23 protein-coding genes, 1 tRNA gene and 1 other annotated feature (1 of these 25 only partly in view) are annotated in these 26,239 nt (G+C 50.5%); of the genes, 4 read left to right on the top strand and 20 right to left on the bottom strand.

The window, feature by feature from the left end:
- Window positions 1–35: 35 nt before the first annotated feature.
- The 15 genes from KP014_RS25080 to KP014_RS25150 form a co-directional block, all read right to left on the bottom strand.
- The gene (locus KP014_RS25080) at window positions 36–704 is read right to left on the bottom strand and encodes a sugar transferase (RefSeq protein WP_036603881.1); all 669 of its coding nucleotides are present in this window, start codon (window positions 702–704) and stop codon (window positions 36–38) included.
- Window positions 705–849: 145 nt separating this feature from the next.
- Entirely contained in the window at window positions 850–1,839 is a 990-nt protein-coding gene (locus KP014_RS25085; RefSeq protein ID WP_036603884.1) for a copper amine oxidase N-terminal domain-containing protein, read from the bottom strand.
- Between the two features lie 2 nt (window positions 1,840–1,841).
- Entirely contained in the window at window positions 1,842–2,483 is a 642-nt protein-coding gene (locus KP014_RS25090) for a hypothetical protein (RefSeq protein ID WP_036603886.1), read from the bottom strand.
- A 119-nt stretch (window positions 2,484–2,602) separates the two neighbouring features.
- Window positions 2,603–3,289: a CpsD/CapB family tyrosine-protein kinase gene (locus KP014_RS25095; RefSeq protein ID WP_036603888.1), complete on the bottom strand. Its 687-nt coding sequence runs from the start codon at window positions 3,287–3,289 to the stop codon at window positions 2,603–2,605.
- A complete protein-coding gene (locus KP014_RS25100) occupies window positions 3,270–4,046 on the bottom strand; it encodes a YveK family protein (protein ID WP_036603890.1) in 777 nt (258 codons plus the stop codon). Before KP014_RS25100 ends, KP014_RS25095 begins: the two co-directional genes overlap by 20 nt.
- Before the next feature lie 198 nt (window positions 4,047–4,244).
- Entirely contained in the window at window positions 4,245–6,245 is a 2,001-nt protein-coding gene (locus KP014_RS25105) for an S-layer homology domain-containing protein (protein WP_036603893.1), read from the bottom strand.
- 113 nt (window positions 6,246–6,358) lie between these two features.
- The gene (locus KP014_RS25110) at window positions 6,359–7,201 is read right to left on the bottom strand and encodes a tyrosine-protein phosphatase (protein WP_246590580.1); all 843 of its coding nucleotides are present in this window, start codon (window positions 7,199–7,201) and stop codon (window positions 6,359–6,361) included.
- A gap of 52 nt (window positions 7,202–7,253) precedes the next feature.
- Window positions 7,254–7,880, bottom strand: a complete 627-nt coding sequence (gene yihA / locus KP014_RS25115) for a ribosome biogenesis GTP-binding protein YihA/YsxC (protein WP_036603896.1) — start codon at window positions 7,878–7,880, stop codon at window positions 7,254–7,256.
- A gap of 20 nt (window positions 7,881–7,900) precedes the next feature.
- Window positions 7,901–10,255 (bottom strand): endopeptidase La, encoded by a 2,355-nt coding sequence (gene lon, locus KP014_RS25120; RefSeq protein ID WP_036603898.1) that lies wholly within the window; start codon window positions 10,253–10,255, stop codon window positions 7,901–7,903.
- A gap of 166 nt (window positions 10,256–10,421) precedes the next feature.
- Entirely contained in the window at window positions 10,422–12,131 is a 1,710-nt protein-coding gene (gene lonB, locus KP014_RS25125; protein WP_090834302.1) for an ATP-dependent protease LonB, read from the bottom strand.
- Between the two features lie 194 nt (window positions 12,132–12,325).
- The gene (gene ispG / locus KP014_RS25130) at window positions 12,326–13,462 is read right to left on the bottom strand and encodes a flavodoxin-dependent (E)-4-hydroxy-3-methylbut-2-enyl-diphosphate synthase (RefSeq protein ID WP_036598611.1); all 1,137 of its coding nucleotides are present in this window, start codon (window positions 13,460–13,462) and stop codon (window positions 12,326–12,328) included.
- Window positions 13,463–13,563: 101 nt separating this feature from the next.
- The gene (gene clpX, locus KP014_RS25135) at window positions 13,564–14,820 is read right to left on the bottom strand and encodes an ATP-dependent protease ATP-binding subunit ClpX (RefSeq protein WP_036598612.1); all 1,257 of its coding nucleotides are present in this window, start codon (window positions 14,818–14,820) and stop codon (window positions 13,564–13,566) included.
- A gap of 11 nt (window positions 14,821–14,831) precedes the next feature.
- The gene (gene clpP, locus KP014_RS25140) at window positions 14,832–15,422 is read right to left on the bottom strand and encodes an ATP-dependent Clp endopeptidase proteolytic subunit ClpP (protein ID WP_036598613.1); all 591 of its coding nucleotides are present in this window, start codon (window positions 15,420–15,422) and stop codon (window positions 14,832–14,834) included.
- A gap of 203 nt (window positions 15,423–15,625) precedes the next feature.
- The gene (gene tig, locus KP014_RS25145) at window positions 15,626–16,966 is read right to left on the bottom strand and encodes a trigger factor (protein WP_036598615.1); all 1,341 of its coding nucleotides are present in this window, start codon (window positions 16,964–16,966) and stop codon (window positions 15,626–15,628) included.
- Between the two features lie 120 nt (window positions 16,967–17,086).
- On the bottom strand, window positions 17,087–18,025 hold the full coding sequence (locus KP014_RS25150) for a hypothetical protein (protein ID WP_051500335.1): 939 nt from the start codon (window positions 18,023–18,025) through the stop codon (window positions 17,087–17,089).
- 117 nt (window positions 18,026–18,142) lie between these two features.
- Here KP014_RS25150 and KP014_RS25155 point away from each other — a divergent pair.
- A tRNA-Arg gene (locus KP014_RS25155) sits at window positions 18,143–18,216 on the top strand.
- 319 nt (window positions 18,217–18,535) lie between these two features.
- Here the strand turns inward: KP014_RS25155 and pstA are convergent.
- From pstA to KP014_RS25175, 4 genes are all read right to left on the bottom strand, one after another.
- Window positions 18,536–19,417, bottom strand: a complete 882-nt coding sequence (gene pstA / locus KP014_RS25160) for a phosphate ABC transporter permease PstA (RefSeq protein ID WP_090834301.1) — start codon at window positions 19,415–19,417, stop codon at window positions 18,536–18,538.
- Window positions 19,417–20,361 (bottom strand): phosphate ABC transporter permease subunit PstC, encoded by a 945-nt coding sequence (gene pstC, locus KP014_RS25165; RefSeq protein ID WP_036589039.1) that lies wholly within the window; start codon window positions 20,359–20,361, stop codon window positions 19,417–19,419. Before pstC ends, pstA begins: the two co-directional genes overlap by 1 nt.
- 82 nt (window positions 20,362–20,443) lie before the next feature.
- A complete protein-coding gene (locus tag KP014_RS25170; protein WP_036589037.1) occupies window positions 20,444–21,301 on the bottom strand; it encodes a phosphate ABC transporter substrate-binding protein in 858 nt (285 codons plus the stop codon).
- 160 nt (window positions 21,302–21,461) lie between these two features.
- A complete protein-coding gene (locus tag KP014_RS25175) occupies window positions 21,462–22,895 on the bottom strand; it encodes a TolB family protein (protein ID WP_036589032.1) in 1,434 nt (477 codons plus the stop codon).
- A gap of 248 nt (window positions 22,896–23,143) precedes the next feature.
- Between KP014_RS25175 and KP014_RS25180 the strand changes: the two genes are divergently transcribed.
- From KP014_RS25180 to KP014_RS25190, 3 genes are read left to right on the top strand one after another with little or no spacing between them, the layout of a single operon-like run.
- Entirely contained in the window at window positions 23,144–23,875 is a 732-nt protein-coding gene (locus KP014_RS25180; RefSeq protein WP_036589030.1) for an ABC transporter ATP-binding protein, read from the top strand.
- On the top strand, window positions 23,872–24,921 hold the full coding sequence (locus KP014_RS25185) for an ABC transporter permease (RefSeq protein WP_036589028.1): 1,050 nt from the start codon (window positions 23,872–23,874) through the stop codon (window positions 24,919–24,921). The genes KP014_RS25180 and KP014_RS25185 overlap by 4 nt, the downstream gene beginning before the upstream one ends.
- 58 nt (window positions 24,922–24,979) lie before the next feature.
- Complete coding sequence (locus KP014_RS25190) at window positions 24,980–25,675, top strand: TetR/AcrR family transcriptional regulator (RefSeq protein WP_036589027.1); 696 nt, start codon at window positions 24,980–24,982, stop codon at window positions 25,673–25,675.
- A 229-nt stretch (window positions 25,676–25,904) separates the two neighbouring features.
- On the opposite strand, the gene KP014_RS25195 is transcribed toward KP014_RS25190, so the two are convergent.
- Window positions 25,905–26,006, bottom strand: a complete 102-nt coding sequence (locus KP014_RS25195) for a sporulation protein YjcZ (RefSeq protein ID WP_201778732.1) — start codon at window positions 26,004–26,006, stop codon at window positions 25,905–25,907.
- Window positions 26,007–26,147: 141 nt separating this feature from the next.
- Window positions 26,148–26,239: a binding site (T-box leader), on the top strand (it continues 127 nt past the right edge of the window).

A 26,239-nucleotide genomic window follows, 5' to 3' on the forward strand; every position in this document is an offset into this window, starting at 1 on the left:
TACTTTCTCCTATCTCCCTCTATCAGATGGAAATATTATCTTGCCCCTTCTCCAGTGAATACAACCTTTATCGTTTTGAGCAGGATTTTCATATCCAAACTGAATGATGAGTTTTGAATATAATACAGATCTAAATCCAGCTTCTCTTTTGGTGTAATATCATATCCGCCATTAACTTGAGCCCATCCGGTTATTCCTGGCTTTACTTGCAAACGTTGAATGAATCCTGGAATTTCTTCATTGAATTGAGCAGTAAACATGGGACGTTCTGGCCTGGGACCAATAAGATTCATATCTCCTTTGAGTACATTGATAAATTGAGGAATTTCATCAATTCTTGTCTTCCGAATGAAAGATCCTACCTTCGTCACCCTTGAATCATTTTTTGTTGCCCATTGAACACCGTGCTTCTCAGAATCTATTCTCATTGATCGAAGTTTGAATACTCTGAAGATCATTCCATTCAGACCAACTCTTTCTTGCATATAAAACACAGGTCCATGACTTTCTAACTTTATTGCTATAATGGCTACCAACATAATTGGAATGGTTATTATGAGGCACATCAATGACATAGGTATGTCAAGCAAGGCCTTGACATACCTATAAAACCAAAGCTGTTTGCTCCGAATCGGAAGATATGTAATATCTGTTGCAACTGCATACTCATCATAACAGTCTTTCTCTATTTGTTTAACTATCATTCTTCTCTCTCCTACAATATTCATAATAAGTAGTGAAATATTACGACAAGGCAAGAAGAATTGAGGCCACTTAGAGCACATAGATAAATGTAAATATTCCCGAACATACTCTCACAATCTTATCCAGTGCCGTAATAATAGGTCATTATCCTTCCATACCCCTAACGAGCGCAAGCCCGCTTTGGACCTGGGATTCAAATTCGCTGCGATATTCGTCGATAATTGCCGTATCATAACCGTACGCTTTTAGCCTGGATTCCGCTGAGGAAACTATACTATTGAACGATGAAGTAAAAGAATTCAGCTGCTGCTCACCCTTGGACAATATTTTAGCCTTTGTCTCATTATCCTTGGCATTTAGGTATTCCGCCGCCAGGCTTATCATTACAGATTTCGCCTGAGATTGCAGTGCAGTCAACTTGTCTTCCGTTTCACCGGTTATCTCTTCGTAAGAAGGTTTGTTCGCGGTAGTACCGCCTAGAGCTTCTGAAGGCTGGGTAGTCTGTTTCTGTTCGGAAGCCGTTTGATCTGACGGAATTGTGTGATATGAATCATCTTCTTTTCCTTGAGATGACTCAAGCTGCTGTAACCGATATGCATCGGATAATGCCGTGATTGTCTTGGCCTTCTGATTCCAATTTATGGTTGTTCCCGTAGATTCCGACAGAAAGCGAAGTGGGACGTACAAAGTGCCGTTCTGCAGATAACTGGAAAGACCCTGAGGGATTTTCTTAACCGACCCCTTAAATGCGTAGCTTGCATTCACCTTGGTCAAAGCAATCGTCTTGGAGGCGTTAGTAGTTGTTTCCCGATTGGATGCATTCAGCAAATACTCTTTAATCGTAGTCATCTCCCGGCTGTCGGGTTCGGCAACCGTAACTTTCACATTCTTGGCATCCCAGCTAACGCTTTTCTTCAGCGCATAGGTGATGAAGCGGAGCGGAACATACGTGGAATTGTTGTAGATAAAAACATATTGTCCGGCAGGAGGCTGCATTCTGACCCCATCAAACGACATCGTTACCTGCAGGGCCTGCGCCTTAATGACGGTGGAAGCAGCCGCGACCTGTAGAGGAGCAATGCTAATCAGTAACGCCAGCCACAGTAAAGCAACGGAGTATCTTAGTCTGCTCATAATTACTTGCTTCCTTTCTCTTCTGCTAATATCTGGCTGTACGATTTACCTTCACTTAGGCCATATTTTTTGGCGATCTGGCTGAGTTCATTGTACTGCTTCTCGGTGACTTTACCTATAATGATATCTTTTGCCTTCTTCTTCTCATCAAGAGTTAAACCACCCTGCGCCAACTCCTGAAGCCGTTTGACATCGGTTATACTAAGCTCTCCCATGACAATGGAGATAACGTCGGTCTTATCCTTGATACTGACATTCTCGTTAATCTTACTCACCTTATCAGCTGATACCTGAGGAGTATAATCGGTTAGCGATTCCGGCTTAGGGGAAACTGATGACGAAGGCTGTTGTTCATTGACAGCGGTCTTGGATACGGCGTTAACGCCAGTTTTTGAGGTAGTCCCTTGCGGTTTGACATTCTCCGAATCAGCGACTATTGAATTGTCCGCAACTGTCTGTGAATTCGGTACAGCTGAAGACTCAAGTTCGCCGCTATCTTCAGTGTTCTGTACTTCAAGGCCTCCTGCCATGGAACTCATCAGCTTGTCTACCGCATAATTCGCCGCAAATGCGCCGCCCACGACTAATACAATGATGACGGATAATATCCAGGCCATAACTCTTTTCCATCTCTTATTGAACATTGTAAACCTCCGTTATCCTTGGTTAGACGATAGCTCTTTTGCAACTGGCACCATCGGTACAATCTAATTGATGATTTCCCAAATACAATAGTGAAAATCAGGGTCTGTTTAATTTGTTGTTAATTGCCGTAATAATAGTAATAGGAGCCTTCACTGGCTTTGCGCTTCACATTGTTCATGACCACGCCGAGCATCCGGGCTCCGACCCGGTCTAGGCTTGCTTTGGCCTTAACTGCAATATCGCGTTTAACTTTTCCGTAACTGACCACCATGATGACCCCGTCACTCTTGGAAGACATAATTTGAGCGTCCGTGACGGCGAGCAGCGGCGGGGTGTCTATAAGGATAATATCGAAACGTTGTCTTAGCTCTTGCAGGGTTGCGCTCATCCGGTTGGATGCAATCATTTCGGCAGGATTGGGCGGTATCGGACCCGATGTAATGATCGACAAATTTGGAACTCCCGAAACCTGAATGACTTCATCCAGATTCGCCTGCTGGGACAGCAACGAAGACAAGCCGAACCGGTTACTGAGCGAAAAGGTGCGGTGCCCCGTCGGTTTGCGGAGATCCGCATCGATCAGCACAACCTTCTTGTCAGCCTGAGCGTAAGCAACAGCAAGATTGCCCGTAACTGTCGACTTCCCCTCTTCCGGACCCGAGGATGTAACCATAATGACCTGAATTTTCTCGTCTATAGAGGAGAAATCAATATTTGTGCGCAGGGCGCGGAATGCTTCCGAAACTGTTGAGCGCGGATTGGTGACGGTGATCAGATGACGTTGTTTATTTTGCAACTGTGACATGTTCAAGCTCTCCCGTCTTTCTGGATTGCAAAGCGGCGACCTGTTCTCCGGCTTTCGCTTCCTCCGGCCCGACTCTCGTGATCATGGCCAAAGTTGGCAGCCCAAGTATTTGCTCGATTTCTGCTTCAGTCTTTAAGGTATCATCCAGATATTCCAACAGGAAGGCAATCCCCAGGCCAATCATCAGAGATACTACAAAAGCGATAGCAAGGTTCAGCAGTACATTGGGTGCTACCGGTTCAGGAGCTTGCGGCGGATTGACTTTTGCTTCGTTAAGGATGGACACATTCTGCACACTGAACAGATTTGGAATTTCCTGCTTGAAAATAAGCGAGATGGCATTAACGATTTCCGCAGCTTGTTGATAAGAATTATCACGAACGCTCAGCGTCATGACCTGTGTGTTGTTAACGGAACTGACATTAACTTTTTGCATCAGCTCATCAGTCGTCAGGTTGAATTTTGGATACTGGCTGACCACCATATCTAAAATAGCCGGAGTCTTAATGATTTCCTTATACGTGTTAATCAATTGGATATTCGTGTTGATTTGATTAAGATCCAGTTGAGCTGACGCCGTTTGGTTAGGTGTCTGATTGACAATAATCTTGGTTGAAGCCTCATATACTGGGTTTTTGATATATACGCTGTATATTCCGGCAATTCCGCACGCTATGATGACAATTCCGACGATCAGCCACAACCTTTTCCGGATAATCCGAAAATAGTCGCGCAGATCCAATTCTTGTGATAACACGGATAATTCCCTCCAAGCTTTTCTTGAATTTCAAGCCTTACTTCTACGAGAAACGCCTGCCCCTTCTATTTAAAGAGCGACAACCGTTTCTCGTAGAAATAAACGGCCTGTTCTAAACGCACAGCTTATTATTGTTAATGTTCTTAAAAGAACCTCCTCTCACCTGCATGAGAGGAGGCACGTCACTTACTTATTTGTTTATTTGAAGTTGATTGTACGGTAAATGATGACTGCCGCTTCCGCCCGAGTAGCTGTGTTATTTGGGTTGAATTTGCCGGCATTGCCGATGATCAGGCCTTTGCTGGCTGCAAAGGTAACACCCTCTTTAAGCGAAGGATTGATCTTAGCAGCGTCGGAGAAGGCGCCGAGTGCCGTTGCGGAAGCTTCGCCGTCCTTCAGATTGTGAACCGATTTGAGTGCCCGGGAAATCATTGTTGCCATTTCGGCGCGGGTAATCGTAGCGTTCGGATCGAATTTGGAAGCACTGCGTCCGTTAATGATTCCTTTCTCGGCCGCTACTGCAACATATTGCGCGAACCAGTCGGTCTTCTTCACGTCGCCGAAGCTGCTTACAGCCGTGCTATTCTCCAAGTTCAGCGCACGGATGAGCATCTTCGCGAACTCGGCGCGGGTAACGTTATTCTTAGGGAAGAATTTGCCGGCGCCTACACCTTCAATCGCGCCTTTTGCCGCTACAACCTGAATTTGTCTTCCCGCCCACGTTTGTACGCTAGCGATGTCGTTGAAGGATACTTTGTTCTCTACAACCACGTAGGAAGAGAAGGTATCGCGAGGCTCAACGATAAACTCACCGTCAAGTACTCCGCCTTGGAACTGGAGATTTCCGTATACAATCTTCGTTACGGACAGCAGTTCTTTATCCAGCCCGTCAGTATTTTTAAGCGGGAGCTTGATCGTAATCGGTTGTTTGAATGTTGTTGTGGACACGCCGCCAACCGTCAGGCCGAATTCATATACATCGGATGCCAGCTTCAGCGAAGTGACGGAAGTTGCCACAGAAGGATCGGCTTTCGTAACGGTCAGTGTCACGGCTGCGTCAAACTGGGATACCGGGATCGTTATGGTCACGCCGTTAAAGGTAATCGCGATATTAACAATGCCGTTTGCTTTGGCCGCATCGATAATCGCTTTGGAGAGCGAAACTTCTACCGTTGCTGCATTCACCGTACCCAGGTTCAGGGTCAGTGTGGTTCCCGCCTTGGCTGCGGCAAGCGCCTGGATCGCTTTGATCACATCGGCGTCAACCAGAGCCACTGTCGCTTTGCCGTTAATCACGGTAACGAGCTTGGAGGCATCGAATACGCTCAGATCGGTAGATGGTGTAGTAGGAGGGGTTGTTCCACCGAAACCGCCTCCGTTTCCGCCGCTGGTACCGTCAGCAATGCCGAGCCCAAATGCACGGATATAAGCCTGTGCGAGCACTTGTTCCGCCGGTTTTGCGGAAGGAAGGGCAACGTTCAGGTTATAGAGCGCAGATTTCACATCTGTCGAGGTAATTCCAAGGCCATAAACCGCCTGGCTTACCGTCGTCGCCTTTTGGGTACCGGTCGTAGGGTTTAGAACATTGTTATAGGCTTGTTCGAAGATAGCTTCGGAAGAGGAAGGATCGTTAATGATTGCATTCAGCTCGCTCTGTGTCTTGCCTGCCAGCAATGTGCGGAGCTCAGCCTCAATGCCGGAGGTTCCAAAGAAAAACTCCACGAAATCGTTAGTGTTCAGATGATCCACTTTGGCTTTTACGGCAATATCATCAAGCAATTTCGCATAATCGGCATTCGTCTGAATTCTGCCGATCGCGGCAAAATCACCTTGGTAAACATCATAGACCACACTAGTAGCGCTTTGGTACAACTTGTAAGAAGTTGTCGTTTGCGGCTCGTTAAGCTGCAGTTTACCCAGAATCGGAGCAAAGATTTGCTCGTATTTCGGCTGGGAAAGGCCGTTAACCTCAGTGTAGAAGGCTTCAAGCTTGCTCCAGTCGGCGGGTTGCAGGTTAGCGAAAAGCTTAATAAGCTTCGCTTTCACATCAGCATTAGTTACTGTGGTTGCAGCCGAAGCCACGTTAACAAATCCCAATTGTTGAGCCAATCCTTTGCCGCTAAGCGGAAGCCCCGCCACGGATGCAGCAGCCATGCTTACCGCAAGCGTCGATACGGCCAGTTTCTTCTTCAATGTCACTTTTCATCCACCTCTTATGTATTAGTATTTTGAAAAACCCAGTGCAATGTACCCATTTGTGCAATAATTAACAAAGTCATGAATTTCATTCTATCATTATATGAAAATTTTGGTTAGTCTTTTTTTCGAAATAATCCGAAGAAATTATGACGTTTTTTTCCTGAGCTTTCAACAATTCTCTGCTCTATCGGAATATTGCTGACAATATTCTGCGCGTTCTTGCGAAAATAACCTGCAATCTCCCCCCCTAATTGTTTGTCAATCATCTGATAGGCACGGTATAGACCAAAAGGCCTGGAATCTCCGTTGTGGGCATCAGACGCCAATACATGAATCGTATTTCGGCGGCATAATTCTAATGACAGCTTCTGCAGCTTGCCTCCGAATTCGCCCGTCAGACTCTGCGCCGTCAACTGTCCAACAGCTCCCAGTCCTACCAACCTTTCAAGCCGCTCCGGATGAGCCGCTATCTCGGCATTACGCTCCGGGTGGGCAATAACGGGTACATAACCTTGAATGATCAGCTCATGGCATAGCTCTTCCATTCGACTTGGCACTCTAGATGAAGGCATTTCGAGCAACATATACCGTGAGGAAGCTAATGGCAGTAACACTCCCCTCTCCAGATCATCAAGCAGATTAGCGTAAACCCGAATTTCCTGGCCTGGAAGAACTGTCAGCGGTATGCCCTCCAAACAGAGCTTCTCATTCATTTTGGCTACCCCATCCATGATGTTGTCCGCAGGATTCAAATATTGCCCGTTGGCATGATGGGGTGTTGCGATCACGGTTTGAATACCGTCCTCATGTGCATCCCGCGCCATGGCAAGTGCATCTTCCCAACCGGATGCGCCATCATCTGCAAAAGGCAGGATGTGACTATGGATATCTATCATATTATTCTTATCGGCCCTTTCTATTAAAATTTTTAGATTGTTGCACAACAAAAAAAGCAACCAAATCCCTCCAGGAAATGGTTGCTAGTTGTATTGCTCTGAATGGATTGGATTAGTTATCCGCGTCCGATTCCAGCCCTTCAGCTTGTTCTCCGGAAGCTATCTGACTTTCAATCAACGCCCACAGCTCGTCTCTTCCGAGACCGAGCTCCGAAGAGAACGGAATAAAGCTTTCGCCGGGAAGAATCCCGAGCGTTTCTTTCACAATCTTGATATGCCTTGGCAGACGGGTCTTGGGAATTTTATCTGCTTTGGTTGCGACGACGCACATCGGGATGTCATAGTGTTTCAGCCATTCGTGCATCATCCTATCGTCTGCGGTTGGAGGGTGGCGCAGGTCAACCACGAGTAGCACCAGCTTAAGCGTCTCGCGTTCGGCCAAATACTTCTCCACCATCTTGCCCCAGGCCGCCCGTTGGACCTTGGATACTTTGGCGTAACCGTAACCGGGAAAATCGACATAATACATCGTATCATTAATGCGGTAATAGTTCATGTGCTGCGTCTTGCCCGGGGTGGAACTGGTGCGGGCCAGATTTTTGCGGCTAATCATTCGGTTGATCAGGGACGACTTCCCCACATTGGAGCGCCCTGCCAGAGCAATCTCCGGCAAGGCGTCTTCAGGGTATTGATTCGGGCCGACGGCGCTGATGACAAACTCGGCTTTGGTTACTTTCATTTGACTTCCTTTCTAAAAACCTATTGCAAACTTTGGACAGCCTGATCCGCGATCTTGGCCACAAGTGCGTGATGCAGCACCTGATCCATATGAGAGACGGGCACAAATTCCACGTCATTCCTCACGCTCTCGGGAATTTCCTTCAGATCCCGCTCGTTATCTTTAGGGAGCAGGATTTTCTTGTAGCCGGCGCGATGGGCGGCAAGCGATTTCTCCTTAAGTCCGCCAATCGGTAGCACCCGCCCGCGCAGCGTGATCTCTCCGGTCATCGCAACATCCTTCGAGACTTGGCGCTTAGTGAGAGCAGATACGAGTGCAGTTGCGATCGTAATGCCCGCCGAAGGCCCATCTTTCGGAATCGCTCCTTCGGGAATGTGAATATGAATGTCGTTCTTTTCGTAAAAATCGGACGGGATGCCAAACTCTTCTGCTTTTGAACGCGTATAGCTGAATGCGGCCTGCGCCGACTCCTTCATAACGTCGCCCAGTTGACCGGTCAATATCAGCTTGCCGCTCCCCGGAACCACCGTTACTTCAATCAGCAGCGTATCTCCGCCCACTTCTGTCCAGGCCAAGCCGGTTACCGTACCGATTTGGTCTTCCAGCTCCGCCATCCCGTAACGGTATCTGGCCGTTCCCAGGTAATCCTTGATGTCGCTGGGAGAGATGCTGACACTCTCCTTCTCTCCCGACACAATCTGCTTGGCCGCCTTCCGGCACAGCGCGGCAACCTGCTGTTCCAGGTTCCGGACACCGGATTCACGTGTGTACTCGCGGATGACAGACAGCAGCGTACCTTCCTCAATCGTCAGTTGGCCATCTTCCAGACCGTGATTCTTCTTCTGCTTCGGCAGCAGGTAACGGCTTGCAATTTGCAGCTTCTCAAGCTCCGTGTAGCCCGGGATATACAGCATCTCCATCCGGTCAAGCAGCGGACGGGGAATGTTGTGCACGGCATTGGCCGTCGTCACGAACATTACATTCGACAGATCGAACGGAATCTCCACGAAGTGATCGCTGAACGTATTGTTCTGTTCCGGGTCCAGAACCTCCAGCAGCGCCGCAGAAGGGTCACCGCGGAAATCGGAAGCCATCTTGTCAATCTCATCAAGCAGAAAGACGGGATTGAGCGAGCCCGCTGTCTTCATGCCCTGGATGATCCGTCCGGGCATCGCGCCGACATAGGTGCGGCGGTGGCCGCGGATCTCCGCTTCATCCCGCACGCCGCCGAGGGAAATGCGGACGAACTTGCGGTTCAAGGAGCGCGCGATCGACCGCGCCAGCGAAGTTTTGCCGACTCCCGGAGGGCCGACAAGACAGAGGATCGGGCCTTTCAGCTTTTTGACAAGCTTCTGGACGGCCAGATATTCCAGCACCCGCTCTTTCGGCTTATCCAGCCCGTAGTGGTCTTCGTCGAGCACTTGCTCCGCCTTGACGATATCCAGATCATCCTCGGTGAATTCATTCCAGGGAAGGCTGAGCAGCATTTCCACGTAATTGCGGATGACCCCGCCTTCTGCGGAGCTCGCAGGCATTTTCTCAAGCCGGTCAATTTCCTTGTCAATCTTCTCTTTGACCCGTTCCGGCAGATCCTTCTCCTCTGCCTGGGCACGCAGTTCCTCGGCTTCGCCGGCCCGGCCTTCTTTGTCGCCAAGCTCTTTCTGGATCGCCTTCATCTGCTCGCGCAGATAGTATTCCTTCTGCGTCTTTTCCATCTGCTTCTTGACGCGCTGGTTGATCTTGCGTTCCAATTCCAGCACCTCACGCTCGTTGCCCAGAATATCAAGCAGCTTCTCCAAACGCTTGCGTACGTCAATCGTCTCCAGAATTTCCTGCTTATCCTTGATCTTCAGCACAAGATGGCTTGTAATGACATCGGCGAGACGTCCGGGCTCCTCGATGTCAGATACTGCCGCGAGCGTCTCCGGCGTCACCTTTTTGGATAAGGTAATATAATGCTCGAACTGGTTCAGGACAGTGCGCATCAGCGCGTCACTTTCCGGATCTTCGTCAGGCTGCTCGGGAAGCTCGCGCGCCATGACCTCGTAATATTCCTCATTATCCATATAGTGAATGATCTCGGCCCGTTCAACGCCCTCTACAAGCACACGGATCGTGCCGTTGGGGAGCTTCAGCATCTGCCGCACATTCGCGACTGTACCGACCCGAAAAATATCTTCTTGACCCGGCTCTTCAATATTGACTTCCGATTGAGAACAGAGGAGGATCAGATTATCTTCGACCATCGCTTTTTCCAACGCTTTAACTGACTTCTCGCGACCCACATCCAAATGAAGGACCATGCTTGGGTACACAAGGAGACCCCTGAGCGGCAATAAAGGAAAACGACGACCTTTTGTCTGTTTGGATACCATCGCTTTCGAACCTCCAATCGCTCTCTTGTATGTCATATCTTTTGTTTTTTATTTTATCAAAAGCGCCATCAAAACACCAACTGACCGCACACAAGGCGGCCAGTTGGCGCAGAAGTTGCATAAGCCGATCCCGAAACAGACGGGCAGCTTGGCAATTGGCACGGCTTTACAGATTGGCGCTTTCTCCCGAAGCGTCCGCCTTCAGCAGCGCCGGAGATGCTGCAAAAGTGTCTCCGGCAACGGCGGACAGCCGGACATCTTCGAGATGGGCGCCGAATAGAAGGCGGAATGCCTCTTCCACTGTCTCAATGGGAATGACACGCACCTGCGCCAAATCGGCGAACAGCGACTGCCAGTTGTCCTTAGGTACGAGCACCGTCGTGGCGCCGGCCTGCAAAGCTGCCTCTACCTTCGCGACTACGCCGCCGACAGGCTTCACCCTTCCGTGAATGCCAATCTCCCCGGTCATTGCTACCGTATTGTCTACCGGCAGCTCCCGGATTGCCGACACAATCGCAACAGCCATTGCGAGCCCGGCGGAAGGCCCGTCGATAGGTGTCCCTCCCGGAAAATTCACATGCAGATCATAGCGGTCGGGCGAAAGGTTCATGGAGCGCAGAACGGTCAGGACGTTCTCAACCGAGCCTTTTGCCATGCTCTTGCGGCGGAGCGTACGCGAGCCGCCGTCGATTTCTTCTTCATCCACGACCCCGGTAATGTTCAATCTGCCGGCTCCATTCGCGGCAGGAGCTGCCGAGACTTCGATCTCAAGCAGCATGCCCATTCCCGGACCGCAGACCGCCAGCCCGTTCACCACCCCTACTTGGGGCTCGGAAGGAATCTTGCGCTCGGTACGCAGCGGCAGCTGGCTGCTGCCCGCCACCCATTCCACATCGGCCGCGCTCAGGGTTTCTCTTTGTTCCGTAAGTGCAAGACCTGCTGCGAGCTGAACCATATTGACCGCCTCGCGTCCGTTCGTAGCATACTTCTGGACAACAGAGACGGCTTCGGGGCTTGGCTTTAACCCGATTTTCTGAATCGCATCCCGGGTGATGAGCGAAATTTCTTCCGGAAGCAGCGGCCGGAAATAGATTTCCATGCAGCGCGAACGGAGTGCAGGAGAGATTTCCTGAGGCGAGCGCGTAGTTGCGCCAACCAGCCGGAAATCGGCGGGCAAGCCATTCTGGAAAATATCGTGGATATAAGCCGGCGTGTTACTGTCCTCCGAGTTATAATATGCGCTTTCCAGCAGAACCTTACGATCCTCCAGCACTTTAAGCAGCTTATTCATCTGAATGGGATGCAGTTCTCCAATTTCATCCAGAAATAAAATCCCTCCATGCGCCTTGGTTACCGCCCCCGGCTTAGGTTGAGGCACACCCGCCACGCCCATCGCTCCAGCTCCCTGGTAGATGGGATCATGAACGGAGCCAATCAGAGGATCAGCGATGCCCCGTTCGTCAAAACGGGCCGCCGTGGCATCGATTTCCGTAAACTTGGAGTCCGCCTTGAAAGGAGAAAACGGATTTTTTTTCGCTTCCTCCATCACGACGCGGGCAGCCGCCGTCTTTCCAACACCGGGAGGGCCGTAGATGATAACGTGCTGGGGATTGGCGCTGCACAGCGCCGCTTTCAAGGCCCGCAGACCATCCTTCTGCCCGACGATATCCTTGATCGCAGCCGGACGCGTCTTCTCGGCCAGCGGCTTCGTCAGCGAGATGGCCCGCATTTTCCGCAGCTTCTCCAGTTCTTTACGCGACTCCCGCTCCACCGCCGTCTTGCTTGTCTTTTGCCCCCGCAGCAGATTCCAAAAGTAAACGCCGATGACCAGCGCGAAAAATAACTGCACGACCATCAGCAATATGCTAAGTTCCATAAGTCATCCTCCCATTCATTGGTACTACTAGGTAGTATAGCCGTTTCCTTAATGGCTAAACGCATGGGATAGGATTTATACCGGAACAAGGCGGAGGCTCTGCGTTAAAGCTTGCTTCTGTACTCGTAAAAAAAGCGCGGCCCCTTCCCGCAATGAAAGAGACCGCAGCCGTATAATTATGAGATTCTTAATACTCAGCTTTCAGATATCGCCGCTCCCTGCATGGACTCGTGATGAGCCTTGCGGCCGGGAATTTCCCCGGTGGCTTCATAATGGGACACAATCGCATCGATTTCTTTCTTCAGTTCAGACAGCAAATCCGCCTCTGGAACTTTGCGGATCATTTGCCCGTATCGGAACAGCAGACCTTCACCGCGTGCTCCCGCAATACCAATGTCGGCCTCACGCGCTTCGCCGGGACCGTTCACCGCGCAGCCCAGCACCGAAACCTTGATCGGCACCTTAATATTGGAGATGTACTCTTCGACTTCATTTGCAATAGAGAACAGGTCGATGTCAAGCCGTCCACAGGTCGGACAGGAAATGAGCGTGGGCGCATTCGCAATTAGTCCGAATGTCTTCAGCAGCTCGCGCGCCACCTTGACTTCCTCTACCGGATCGGCGCTGAGCGAAATGCGCACGGTATTGCCAATACCCATGGAAAGCAGAGCGCCGATGCCTGCCGAGCTCTTCACAGTACCGGCGAATAGGGTGCCTGATTCGGTAATGCCCAGATGCAGCGGATAAGGAATCACCTCCGCAGCCTTGCGGTAAGCTTCAATTGCCATTGGAACGTCAGAAGCCTTCAGTGACACGATAATGTTGTGGAAATCCAGCTCTTCCAGAATTCCGATATGGTACAGGGCGCTCTCCACCATCGCTTCCGGCGTCGGGTAACCGTATTTCTCCAGCAGATGAGCCTCCAGCGAACCAGCATTGACACCGATGCGAATCGGAATGCCCTTATCTTTGCATGCCTTAACAACCGCTTCTACTTTCTCGCGCCGTCCAATATTACCAGGGTTAATTCGCACTTTATCGATGCCGTTCTCGATCGCGAGCAAGGCCAGCTTATAGTTAAAATGAATATCCGCAACGAGCGGAATATGAATCCGTTGCTTGATTTCCTTGATGGCCGCAGCGGCCTCTTCGTTATTCACCGTGACGCGCACCAGTTGACAGCCCGCTTCCTCAAGTCGGAGAATTTCGGCTACCGTGGCTTCGACATCTGCCGTCTTGGTCGTGCACATGCTTTGGATGACAACCTCATTGTTTCCTCCGATTGTGATGCCGCCTACATTAACTGGACGCGTCTGATGTCTAAGGAACATGGTTTCTCCCCCATAACGCCAAAGCTCCACCCCCTCGCTCCCGCGGGGGACGGGGGGCGGAAGAAGGTGGAGACATAAGGCCTGTATTGTAAGGCTAGCTATTACGCGCTTTCCTCTTGTTTCTTGTCTTTCTTGAGGTTCAGTTCAGGCAGCGCCTTCTCCTGAACGACCTTCTCTGTAATGACGCAATCCTTGATGTCATCACGTGAAGGCACTTCGTACATCACATCAAGCATAATGCTCTCGATGATGGCGCGAAGGCCGCGCGCTCCGGTATTACGCTTGATCGCTTCCTTCGCAATGGCTTCCAGAGCCTGCGGTTCGAACTTCAGCGACACATTATCCATTTCCAGCAGCTTGGTGTACTGCTTCGTCAATGCGTTCTTCGGTTCGGACAAGATACGCACCAGCGTCTTCTCGTCAAGCGGCTCCAGCGTCGAAATAACCGGCAGACGGCCGACAAACTCGGGGATCAGACCGAATTTCAGCAGGTCCTCCGGCAGAACCATCGACAGGTACTCTCCAGCTTTCAGTTCCTTTTGGCCGCCTTCGGATGCATTAAAGCCGATCACCTTTTTGCCGACACGGCGTTTGATGAGCTGTTCCAGTCCGTCAAAAGCTCCGCCGACGATGAACAGGATATTCGTCGTGTCAATTTGAATAAATTCCTGATGCGGATGCTTCCGTCCGCCCTGCGGCGGCACCGAAGCGACTGTTCCCTCGAGAATCTTCAGCAGCGCCTGCTGCACGCCTTCGCCGGAAACGTCACGGGTAATCGACGGGTTCTCGGATTTACGGGCCACTTTATCAATTTCATCAATATAGATAATGCCGCGCTCCGCTTTTTCCACATCATAGTCTGCAGCTTGAATCAGCTTAAGCAGAATGTTCTCCACGTCTTCGCCGACATAACCGGCTTCCGTCAAGGAAGTAGCATCCGCAATCGCGAACGGCACATTGATAATCTTGGCCATCGTCTGTGCCAGCAGCGTCTTGCCTGAGCCTGTCGGACCAAGCAGCAGAATGTTGCTCTTCGTCAGTTCAACATCTTCAATCTTACTCTGGCTGTTAATCCGTTTGTAGTGGTTATACACCGCAACAGACAGCGATTTCTTGGCTTGTTCTTGACCAATAACGTATTGATCGAGAATGTCGCGGATCTCCTTTGGCTTGGGAATATCCTTCAGATCCAGCTCTTCCTCATGTCCGAGCTCTTCCTCTACGATCTCCGTGCACAGTTCGATACATTCATCGCATATATAAACGCCAGGCCCTGCTACGAGCTTGCGTACTTGCTCCTGCGATTTTCCGCAGAAAGAGCATTTCAGCTGCCCTTTTTCATCATTAAATTTAAACATGTAATCACCCCTTAGGATTTGATCGGTGCAGCCAGAACCTCGTCAATCAGGCCATATGCCTTTGCTTCTTCCGCGCTCATGAAGTTATCTCGGTCCGTATCGCGCTCGATTTTTTCAAGGGGCTGTCCTGTACGTTCTACATAAATCTGATTCAGCTTCTGTCTTGTTTTGAGAATCCAGTCCGCGTGAATCCAAATATCAGACGCCTGACCCTGAACGCCCCCAAGCGGTTGGTGAATCATCACCTCACTGTTGGATAGCGCATATCTTTTGCCGGGCGCCCCGGCCGTCAAAAGAAGCGAGCCCATGCTAGCCGCCATTCCTACGCAAATCGTGGATACATCTGGCTTGATATATTGCATCGTATCATATATACCCATGCCGGCTGTTACAGAACCACCGGGCGAATTGATGTACAAGTTGATGTCCTTCTCAGGATCCTCGGCTGCCAGAAACAGCAATTGGGCTATTACCAGATTGGCAACATCATCATCAATCGCGTTGCTCAGGAAAATGATGCGGTCTTTGAGCAATCGGGAGTAGATGTCGTAAGAGCGTTCTCCTCGATTCGTCGATTCCACAACCATTGGTACCAGACTCATGCCACCAACCTCATTTCTCTATACAAAATTAGTCTTGCCTTTTCAGAAGTATTTTAACACGTTCAAAGCTCAATGTCATTTTTTCACTTACTTAAAGGCTATTCTTCAAAAAAATAAGGCACGTAAGCAAAATATACGCACCTTATTACTTGGGTATGAGGCCCGAAATGGACCGCTCTAGTTAAAACGCTCTAAACGATAATTTATTCAGCGCTTGCTTCTTCGGATTTCTCTTCTGCAGCTTCGGCCGGAACTTCAACTTCTGTGCTGTTCTCAACAAGGAACTCGATGGTTTTGCGAAGCGAAATTTCGCCCTTCAAACTATCCAACGAACCGTTGGCTGCAAGAATGCCGCGAATCTCTTCCGGAGAGCGTCTGTAAGTCTCTGCCATTTTGGACAGTTCTTCTTCAACGTCTTCGTCGGAAACCGAAATGTCCTCTTGCTTCGCAATCACTTCAAGAACCAGGTTGTTGCGGACGCGCTGCTCTGCATCATTCTTCATTTGTTCCCGCAGGTCATCTTGGGTTTGTCCGGAGAAGCTGAGGAACATATCCATATTCATGCCTTGCTGACGAAGACGCATGTCGAAATCGCGGACCATGCTCTCAATTTCGCTGTCAATCATTGCTTGAGGAATTTCCACTTCTGCATTGGCAGCAGCCTTTTCGACAACAGCGTTTTCCTTCACGCCTTTCAGCTCATCAGCCTTGCGGGTTTCAAGCTGTTTCTTCAGATCTTCCTTGTATTCGTCCAACGTTTCGAACTCGCTTACGTCTTTGGCGAATTCGTCGTCCAGTTCAGGAAGCTGCTTGCGTTTGATTTCATGCAGTTTCACTTTGAATACGGCTGGTTTGCCGGCAAGATGCTCAGCCTGGTATTCTTCCGGGAAAGTTACTTCGACGTCTTTGGAATCGCCAGTAGCCATACCGATGACTTGGTCTTCGAATCCAGGAATAAAGGAGTTGCTTCCCAGTTCCAGAGAATGGCGCTCCGCTTTGCCGCCTTCAAAAGCCTCTCCGTCGACGTATCCGTCGAAATCGATCACGGCAATGTCGCCGCTCGCTGCCGGTGCGTCTTCGACCACAACGAGTTCGGCATGACGCTCTTGCAGGCGCTTGAGTTCAGCGCTCAGCTCTTCGTCGGTAACTTCGGCTTTTTGAGCGGGAACTTCGACTCCTTTGTACTGGCCGAGCGTCACTTCAGGCTTGACAGTAATCTTGGCTTTGAACTTGAAGGTTTGTCCCTTGCCGAACTGCTCGATATCCACTTCAGGGCGGTCTACTGGGAAGATGTCGGCCTGCTCAACCGCTTCGCCGTAGGCTTCAGGCAGCAGAATGTCGATGGCGTCTTGGTAAAGGCTCTCTACACCAAAGCGGGATTCAAAAATCGGCCGCGGCACTTTACCTTTGCGGAAACCAGGTACGTTTGCTTTTTTAACGACTTTATTAAAGGCTTTGTCGAGAGCTTTCGCTACACGCTCAGCGTCTACTTCAACTTCAAGAACGCCAAGGTTCTTTTCTATTTTTTCCCAAGTTGCTTTCATCGTTTACTTTCCCCTCCAAAATTGGTTCACATATCACGCACAGAATAACCATTATATTATATAAAATATTATTATACTTTTCAAGTAGCTTGTGTTCGTTTGCTTCTCGGAATACGGCTTTTATTGAGGCTTTCCGGCAAAGCCGTTCAGCATCCGGTAAGCTTGTTCGAACTGAAACCGCATACTCTCCGTGATTCCGTACATCGCCCTGGTCTCTTCTTCATTCCTTGTTCCGTTAAGCGTCTCGGAAACCGTCTGATGCAGCGCTCCCGCCCATAGATCCAGAATTCCGTCTTCACCGCTCAAAATTGCATAATAGGCTTCCGAGCCGTAGACCGACATTATAAACTGCTCCCACAGCTCCTGCGCAAAATAATATAAAGTCGGCTCATGAGTCTCCGTGTGCTCAGCGACCCGTTCCAGCACCTGGGCAATCTGTGAAGGGAAATCATTATTCTGTAAAGGAACGTTATCAATTTCCACCACAATATTCTGCGGCCCGCGCTTCAACTCCACAGCCCCCTGTACACCGCGCCGGCGAAGCGTCTGCAGCGTCCGGAATTGAAGAATAGGATGGATGCCCGGATTCTGAACCCAGTCGGTCAGGGCGTAATCCACCTCATCTCCTTCAAAATGGGACAGTTGTTCCAGAGCGAGCAGTGTCGCTTCCGATAAAGGCTCGTGCATGACCCGATGCAGCAGTTTGCCCGCATATTCCGGGTCCTCTTGAAGCTTGGTATTGGCCAACTGCCGGGCCATCTCTTGTTCACCTATATCTTCTTCATAAGCTTGAGATTCGTTGATATATTTGTCCTGTAAAGCATATGGAAATGCCGCCTCCAGCCAATCCAGCAGAGATTGCCACTCCTCATAGTGCCGTTCTTCCTGCCCCTGGCATTGCAGCAAAAAGCGAAGCAGCTCAATTGCTTCTCCATAACGCTCGCTTTCCAGCATAACGGTCAGTTGAATCTGATAATAGTCCAGCGTTTTGGGGAAAAGCACGATGTTTTCTTTAATGGGGGAATTGGAATTTCGAATGACGGCACCTCCTTTCTGAATCTCCAAAAACGTCTCAGTAGATGATTATAGCATACCCTGTGACGGGTTTGAAAAAACAGGTTGAATATTCATCGTTTTTATGATACTATAATTTTTGCTTGCTTTTCAGTATTATGTGTCCCAGTAGCTCAGTTGGATAGAGCATGCGCCTTCTAAGCGCACGGTCGGGGGTTCGAATCCCTCCTGGGACGTCAAAGGTCTTCCCTTTCGGGAAGGCCTTTTCTCGTCCGGGGATGAGAGGCCCCAAAGGTTCGTCGGAGCATCACATCGAAAGCATCCGCTTCGCAGTCAGAACGCTAGGGCTGTATCCCTCCTGGGACGTACCAAAACCTTCCTTCGGGAAGGTTTTTTACGTTCAGGGGATGAGAACCCCAAATGGTTCGTCGGAGCATCACATCGAAAGCATCCGCTTCGCAGTCAGACCGTAGGGCTGTATCCCTCTTAGGACGTACAAAAAACCTTCCATCGGGAAGGTTTTTTGCGTCTAAGAAGATATGATCTGCGGTTGCCTTACCGTCCCGCCCCGCGCTTAACCCACCAGAGCGGCAGACGAAACGCCAGATTGATCAGCAGCACGACGATAACGAGCACCGCTGCGGATTTGTCCGCGATCTGCCGGGCATCCTCGACAATCGCTTCCGATTGCACGTACCATAGATGCACAGCCAGCGTCTCTCCCGGGGAGACCAAATTGAAATCCCACATTTCCCCCGAAGTGCTGAGCCCCGCCGTCAAAATAATTACAGCCGACTCCCCGAATGCCCGTCCGGCAACTAGACAGATGCCCGTGATGATGGACGGCAGCGCTACCGGCAGCACAATTTTAAGGATACAATAAAATTTGGTCAGTCCAAGCGCATAACCCGCCTCGCGCAGCTCTTTCGGAACGGCCCGAACGGCTTCTTCCGTCACTCGAGCCAGCATCGGCAGATTCAGCAGCGCCAGACTGACACCGCCGCCGAGTATGGTCAGACCCAAACCGAAATACTCCGCGAAAATAGCCAGTCCCAGTAGTCCGAACACGATGGATGGAACGGAGGACAGAGCCTCTACGCAAATCCGCATTGCTCCGGTAAATGCGTTATCCGGCGCATACTCCGCCATATAAATTCCCGCACCCAGCCCGATGGGAACCGAAATAACCAGGGAGATCAGTAAAATATAAAAAGAGTTGAACAGTACGGGGCCTATGCCGCCGCCGGCGTCGATCTCTTCGGGCTGGCGAATCAGGAATGAGAAATCAAGCCCGGGCAGCCCTTTGCTCAAAATCGTAAACAGCAGCCAGAAAATAAGCAGCATAACCAATGCTCCGAGTCCGTAAAAGCCGCAGGTCGCCAGCTTATCGCGGCGGATGGCCCAGCTTGTACGCCGAGTACGGGAAAAGTCGCTCATTACCCTTCCCTCCTTTTACGTCCCAAGAACCGGATAACCAGTATCAGTAAGAAAGAAATCAGCAGCAGTAAAAATGCCATCATATGCAGCGCATAGTTCCAGGTGGAGTCGAATTCAACGTTGGAAATTTGCATAACGATGTTGCTTGTCAGCACCGACGCTGGCGTAAACAATGTCTTCGCCAGCTGCGGCGTGTTGCCGATGACCATAACGACAGCCATCGTCTCGCCGATCGCCCGCGTCATGCCAAGAATGACCGCTGCAAGGATGCCCCTGCCGGCAGCTGGCAGAACAACGCGCAAAATGACCTGAAGCCGGGTGGAGCCGAGCGCGTATGCGGCGTCGCGGTATTTGCCTGGTACGGCGGTGATCGCATCGTCACTGATCCGGGCAATGGTAGGCAGCACCATAAGCGCCAGAACGAGCGCTGCCGCCAGCAGACCATCTCCAAGACTCTCGCCGCTGGCGCGCCGCAGCAGCGGCAGGAGGACTGTCAGACCAAGATAACCGTAAACAATCGAAGGAATGCCGACCAGGAGATCAAGAATCGGCCGGACGAAACGTTTGAGCCAGACTGGTGCGATTTCGGCGGTCAGCACCGCCATGCCTACCGACACCGGTACCGAAATCAGCAGTGTCAGCGCAGTAAGTGATATCGTATTGATGATAAATGCCGCAGCCCCGAATTTATCTTCTTCCGGCGTCCAATTAAATGAGAGGAAGAAATCGGCCGGGGAAATCTGCCCAAGCAGCAGCAGCGCCGTCTTCCCGATAAAGACGATGACTAGCCCAAGCACGAGGCAAAGCGCTAAAATGCTGAACAAAAAATAATACCGGGCAAAAGTATTCGCAAGCAAATGCCTAACGTGGCGTTTGCCAGAATCCCCTTTGCTGTGGAGACTTCCATTTACCGCAGGGGTTGAATCGTAGGTCGGTTGTACCATGCTTGTCCTCCTGTAAAAAACCAGCCCCGCTGTCGCCGGAGGCTGGCTCATATCATTCATTCTATTTTGATGAGCAAAAGAATTACTTCATTGCCGAAATCGGGATGAACTTCAGCTTTTTCAGCGAGCCCTGTTGGAACTTCTTGCTTTGAACGTAGTCGATAAAGGCTTTAACAGCACCAGTCGGTTGTCCCTTAGTCATGTAGTAGCCATATGCCCAAATCTTGTAGGAACCGTTAATGACGTTTTCAGAGGTAGCTGCTACACCGTTGTACTTAACGGCCTTCACATCACCGCTGACATACACCAAATCGATATATCCGATGGCATTTGGAGTCGTCGCAACAGCCGTTTTCATATCGCCGCTGGAGCCGGTTTCTTTATAGTTCTTCTCTTTTTTCACGATATCGCCGCCCGCAAGCGCCTTGGCTTGGTAGTTGACGCGGGTACCGGAACCGAAAGCGCGGGTAATAACGACGATATCCGCGTCAGCACCGCCGACTTCCTTCCAGTTCGTAATTTTACCGGAGTAAATGCCTTTGAGCTGTTCAGTGGTCAGGTTGTCCACGCCGACATTTTTATTGACAATCGTAGCAAAAGGAATGACTGCAACTTTGTTCGCAACCTGTCCGCTAAATGCTTTAAACCCAGGAACGTCGATGCTGGCATCCCAGTCACAGGCGCCGATGTCGGCGATGCCCTTCTTAACAGCTTGAGGGCCAGTAACAGAGCCTTTGCCGGAAGCGGCGATTCTAACCTTCGGATTCATTCTTTGAAACTCCTTGGCGGCTTGCAGTGTCAGCGGCAGCAGAGCCGTTGAACCGTTGACTGTGATCTTACCCGACAGCGATCCTGCTGCGGATGCTGCTCCCGCGAAGGATGCCGTAACGGCAAATACAGCAGCTAAGGCCGAAAACGTGATTTTTTTAAACAATTTCATGATAAATTCCCCTCCCGGCTTGAAAGCCGATATAATATAAATCCGTCCCAAGAAGAAACGGCTTCGCTGTCCTTATAGGGACGGTACCGTTTCTCGTAGAAATATAAGACAAAAGGATAAGCGCGAAGCTTATACATTCTTATATTTTGGAAAAAGCGTTTTATTTCGTCAGCTGCACGGCCTTGCCGTTCTCGATTTCCAACAGTTTGCCGCCCGAGATCACTCCAAGCTTGGTGCCGTCGCCGGAAACCGTAACTTCAGATATGTCCTGGGTTGTGCGGAATAACTCCTTACTTGCTCCGGCGGCCGTAACGGCGTAGATACGCGACGTGCCGTCGGCTGCTGTACCGGATGCGATCAATCCGCCTGCGCCTTCTTGCGCCCATACAACCTCGATATCAAGCGGAATGTCTGCGAAGGTTCCGTCAGGCTTCAGCGTCTTCAGGGTATTGGGAGCTTTGCCGTCAGGGTCTGCACTTAAGTAGACAACGGTTCCGTCAGCCAGAATTTCGGGGTACAGCTTGTTGTCGCCCGAGGAGGTCAGAGCGGCCGGTTTCGCATCCTTTGTAGACAGATCAAGCTGATACAACTGCTCTCCCGCTTTGCTGTAGTCGACCGTCAGGGAGTCTTCCGTGCTGTCGGCATCATTTTTGGCTGTCCCGGTAATGTTGACGATGTAGACCGCTTTCTTGCCGTCTGCGGAAATCTGAAGCTCGGATTTGTTCTCCACCTTATCCGCCAACAGTTCCGTCACAGCGCCGGTATCCACAGAAATTTTCGAAAGTTTCTCCTGCTTGTCTCCCTGGATAAAATAGATGGTCTTGCCGTCAGCCGACCATGTCAGATCTGTCTTGACGCTGGTATCCGTACCAATCGGTTTTACCACTCCGGAGGCCAAATCGATGACAAGCAGTTGGCCTGTCTCATCCGTGAAAGCACCAAAAAGGCGGTCATTCGAAACCGAGAAATCGGCGGCTCTGCTGTCATTGGAGAACAGTCTGTAGCTGCCCGGGTTCGATGCAAATTTATAAATTTCCGTCGCTTCTCCTTCACGGTTCGCAAGAAGGCTTCCGTCAGCGGCCCAATGGAGCGTATCGAATTCGCCCTGCGGCCGGGCGGTGCTAAGAATTTGCAGTGGGCTGCCAAACAGCTCGCCGCCAAGTCCGTATACAATTGCGCTTAGCTCAACGTACAATTTCCCGCCATATACGGTTGGAGCCGTTGTGAAGTTCCGTTTCACGCCGTCTACCGAAAAGCTCTTGGAGCCCGCTTTAAAGTTAATCGTATGTACGCTTGCTCTGTCTGTCAGCGCGATACCTCCCGCTTCTGCTTTCAGACCTGCGCCCAGTGCGGCTGCAAGCTGGCTGATCGAATACAGCTTGTATCCTCCGGCGTCAATCGTCTTGATGGTGTGCTGAACGCCATTCACCGTCCAAGCCGCTGTTCCTTCTTTAACTTTCGCCGCCTTGGCGGATGATTTCACGGCTGCTGGTTTGCCTCCGTTCGCGCCTGCCGCAGCATACACACTTGCTTCACTGACAGTCACAAGAAGCGCCGAAGCCATCAGCACGCTTAACCACTGATTTCTTTTCAAATGGATTCACCCTTTTCATATAGGTAACTACTAATGTTATTTTCCGCCCTGGTTGTAAAATCTGTTGCCGAGAAATATTTGGTAAAGATGAACTTGTCCTAATTTTTCGCGTTCTTTCTGCCGGAACTGGGCACTTTTGTCAACGCAATATAAACGCGGAGAAAAGGATTTACAATTGCTGATCTCTGATCTAATATAATGAGTGAGTACTCACTCATATTGAATTAAAAAAGAACGGAGTGATTCTTATGGACCAAGAAACGCCTGTAATTGCGGTATCTCATATTCGCAAAGCATTCGGCAGCAAAGTTGTCCTGGAAGACATCAGCCTGGAGGTGCGCAAAGCCGAGACTTTCGGCCTACTTGGGCCCTCAGGCTCCGGAAAGACGACCCTAGTCAGGCTGCTGACCGGAATTGATGAAGCCGACTCAGGGGAAGTGCATGTGCTGGGTGTGAAAGTCCCCAAGCTATCCCTGCTCTCGCAAATAGGCTACATGGCCCAATCCGACGCGCTGTACAGCGAGCTGAGCGCCAAGGATAATCTGGAGTTTTTCGCTTCACTATACGGACTTACGAAAAAGCAGAGAAACAAGCGTATTAAGGAAGTGATGGAGATCGTTAATCTGGAAGAGCATCTCCGCAAAAAAGTAAATCAATACTCCGGGGGGATGAAACGACGGCTGTCGCTGGCGATCGCACTGCTGCACGAGCCGCCGCTGCTTATTCTGGACGAACCGACCGTCGGCATCGATCCGGTGCTTCGCATGTCCATCTGGAAGGAGCTCAAAGCTCTGAATAAACGGGGGACTACCATAGTTCTCACGACCCATGTGATGGATGAAGCCGAAAAATGCGACCGGCTCGGCATGATCCGCGAAGGCCGTCTGCTTGCGGAAGACACTCCAGCGAATCTGCTTCAGGCCACAGGCTCTTCATCTATTGAAGAAGCGTTTCTGTATTACGGAGGTGTGCGTTCATGAGAATCGGTGCGCTTACGCTGCGTATTTTACGGCAGTTCATTCACGATAAAAGAACGATGGCCCTGATGTTCGCCGCCCCCCTGCTCGTTCTCAGCCTGATGAGCCTGGTGTTTGGCGGGGAGACCTATAAGCCTAATATCGGACTTACGGGGCAGGCGGCGGTCCTATCGGAAGCGCTGACCAAGCATGATGCACAGGTAATAAAGTATAATGCGGAAGAAGAAGGCACTCTGGCGCTGAAAAATGGAGAAATCGACGCGCTGATCTCGATGGGCGGCGGTGCTCCGAAGGTCATACTGGAAGGAAGCAATCCGGCAGCCAATCGGGCGGTTATGCAAGCATTGGAGCAGGCAGCAGGGGATCAGCGGACAGCCGGGCAAGCTCAGGCGCAGGCGGGAGCCTCCGTCCAGCCGCAGGTCAGCTATCTGTACGGCTCCGCCGACATGAAGACAATCGACCGGTTCGGACCGATTATGATCGGCGTATTCGTCTTCTTTTTCGTCTTCCTGATTGCCGGGGTCTCCTTTCTGCGGGAACGGACGACGGGAACGCTCGAACGCCTGCTTGCCACACCGCTTAAACGCTGGGAAATCGTCATCGGCTATGTCTGCGGCTTCGGCATTTTCACCGTGTTCCAGGCACTGCTCATTTCCTGGTTCTCTATTCAGGTACTGGGCATTATGATGGCTGGAAGCTTCGGATATGTCCTGCTGATTACGCTGCTTCTTTCTATGACGGCATTAACACTTGGTACGCTGCTCTCGGCGTATGCCGCAAACGAACTGCAGATGATTCAGTTCATCCCGCTTGTCATTGTGCCGCAAATCTTTCTGTGCGGATTATTCCCGCTGGACACTCTTCCGCTGTGGCTTCAGCGGATCGGATATGCGACTCCGTTATACTATGGGGCCGAGGCAATGACGAACATTATGATTCGCGGCAAAGGCTGGAACGCCGTGGAAACGGATGTGTATGTGCTGATCGCCTTCTCGCTCGTGTTCATGGTGCTGAACGTGCTTGCCCTCCGCAAGCACCGCAAAATGTAACTCAGGCCCTCATATATGGTACGATAAGCAGACAGAAAACGTCTGGAGGGTTGACATTATGGCAGAACATCTTTCTGCAGACAATAATACGGAGCAGTGGGTGGAATTGCTTGCCGCCCGCGAGGAGAAGATGACGCCGAAGCAAATTGCGATTTTGCAGGCAGCCGTGGATGTATTTGCCGAAAAAGGCTATGCGGGCGCGGCGACCAGCGAAATCGCCCAGAAGGCAGGCGTGGCGGAGGGAACGATTTTTCGCTACTACAAGACCAAGAAAGATTTGCTGCTGTCCATTGTCGGACCGACGATGAGCCGGCTGCTTGCCCCTTTTGTTATGAGAAACTTCGGGAATTTGCTGGATACGTCTTTTGACAGCTATGAGGACTTTCTGCGTGCCCTGATCCGGAACCGGCTGGATTTCGCCCGCAAGAACTTTAAGATCCTGCAAATCTTGATTCAGGAAATTCCTTTTCATCCGAAGCTGCGAGAGCAGTTCATGGAGGATATTATCGGCAAGGTTCTTGAAAGAATTACCGCGCACGTCGAGCATTTTAAGCAAAAAGGGGAAATCATCGACGTTCCGACACCAGCAGTCATCCGCTTTTCGGTATCCGCAACCATCGGCTATATTATGACCCGTCTGCTGCTGCAGCCAAACAAAGAATGGAACGATGAGGAAGAAATCGAGCTGCTGATCCGGTTCATTATGCATGGCATCGCAGCGGGACCGGGAAATCAGACATTCCAGCGCAAGTAACGGAATACGCTTTATAAGCATGCCCCGCTCTGCGGGGTTATTTTATCTAACCGGAGATAAAGAAAACGCCCTGCTGGACAAGAACAATTCCGTACTGTACAAAAATTCCAACTATGTCGCCTTCAAAACCCTGCTCAAAATCCTATAACGGCAAGCTGCAGTACATTCATCAGTAGTAAAAAAACCGTCAGGCCATGGAGCCTGGCGGTTTTTCACGTTACACGAACAATTATACCCACAGAGATTTGGTGATGATTACAAGCAGAATGAACAGCACCAGAATCGCAGTTGAGGAATTGCAACCAACGCCATAACCGCCAACTTCACCCATGAATAACCCCTCCTCTCAAGTAGGATACGTCACCAGATTATGCAGCGGCTGCCACATTCGTCTGGGAGTTTCGGCAAGTAAATAAAACGAAAGAACAAATTGCTTTTTCCCAAAAATCGATTATAATTAGAAAAAATTCATAGCCAGTCGATGATCGGGAGAGTAATGGAGGGCCTCTGATGCCCAGCGAGCCGGGATGGTGGAAGCCGGCGGCAGACCTTCATGAAGCGCAC

It is taken from the genome of Paenibacillus sophorae (genome assembly GCF_018966525.1).
GTDB classification, from domain to species: domain Bacteria; phylum Bacillota; class Bacilli; order Paenibacillales; family Paenibacillaceae; genus Paenibacillus_AQ; species Paenibacillus_AQ sophorae.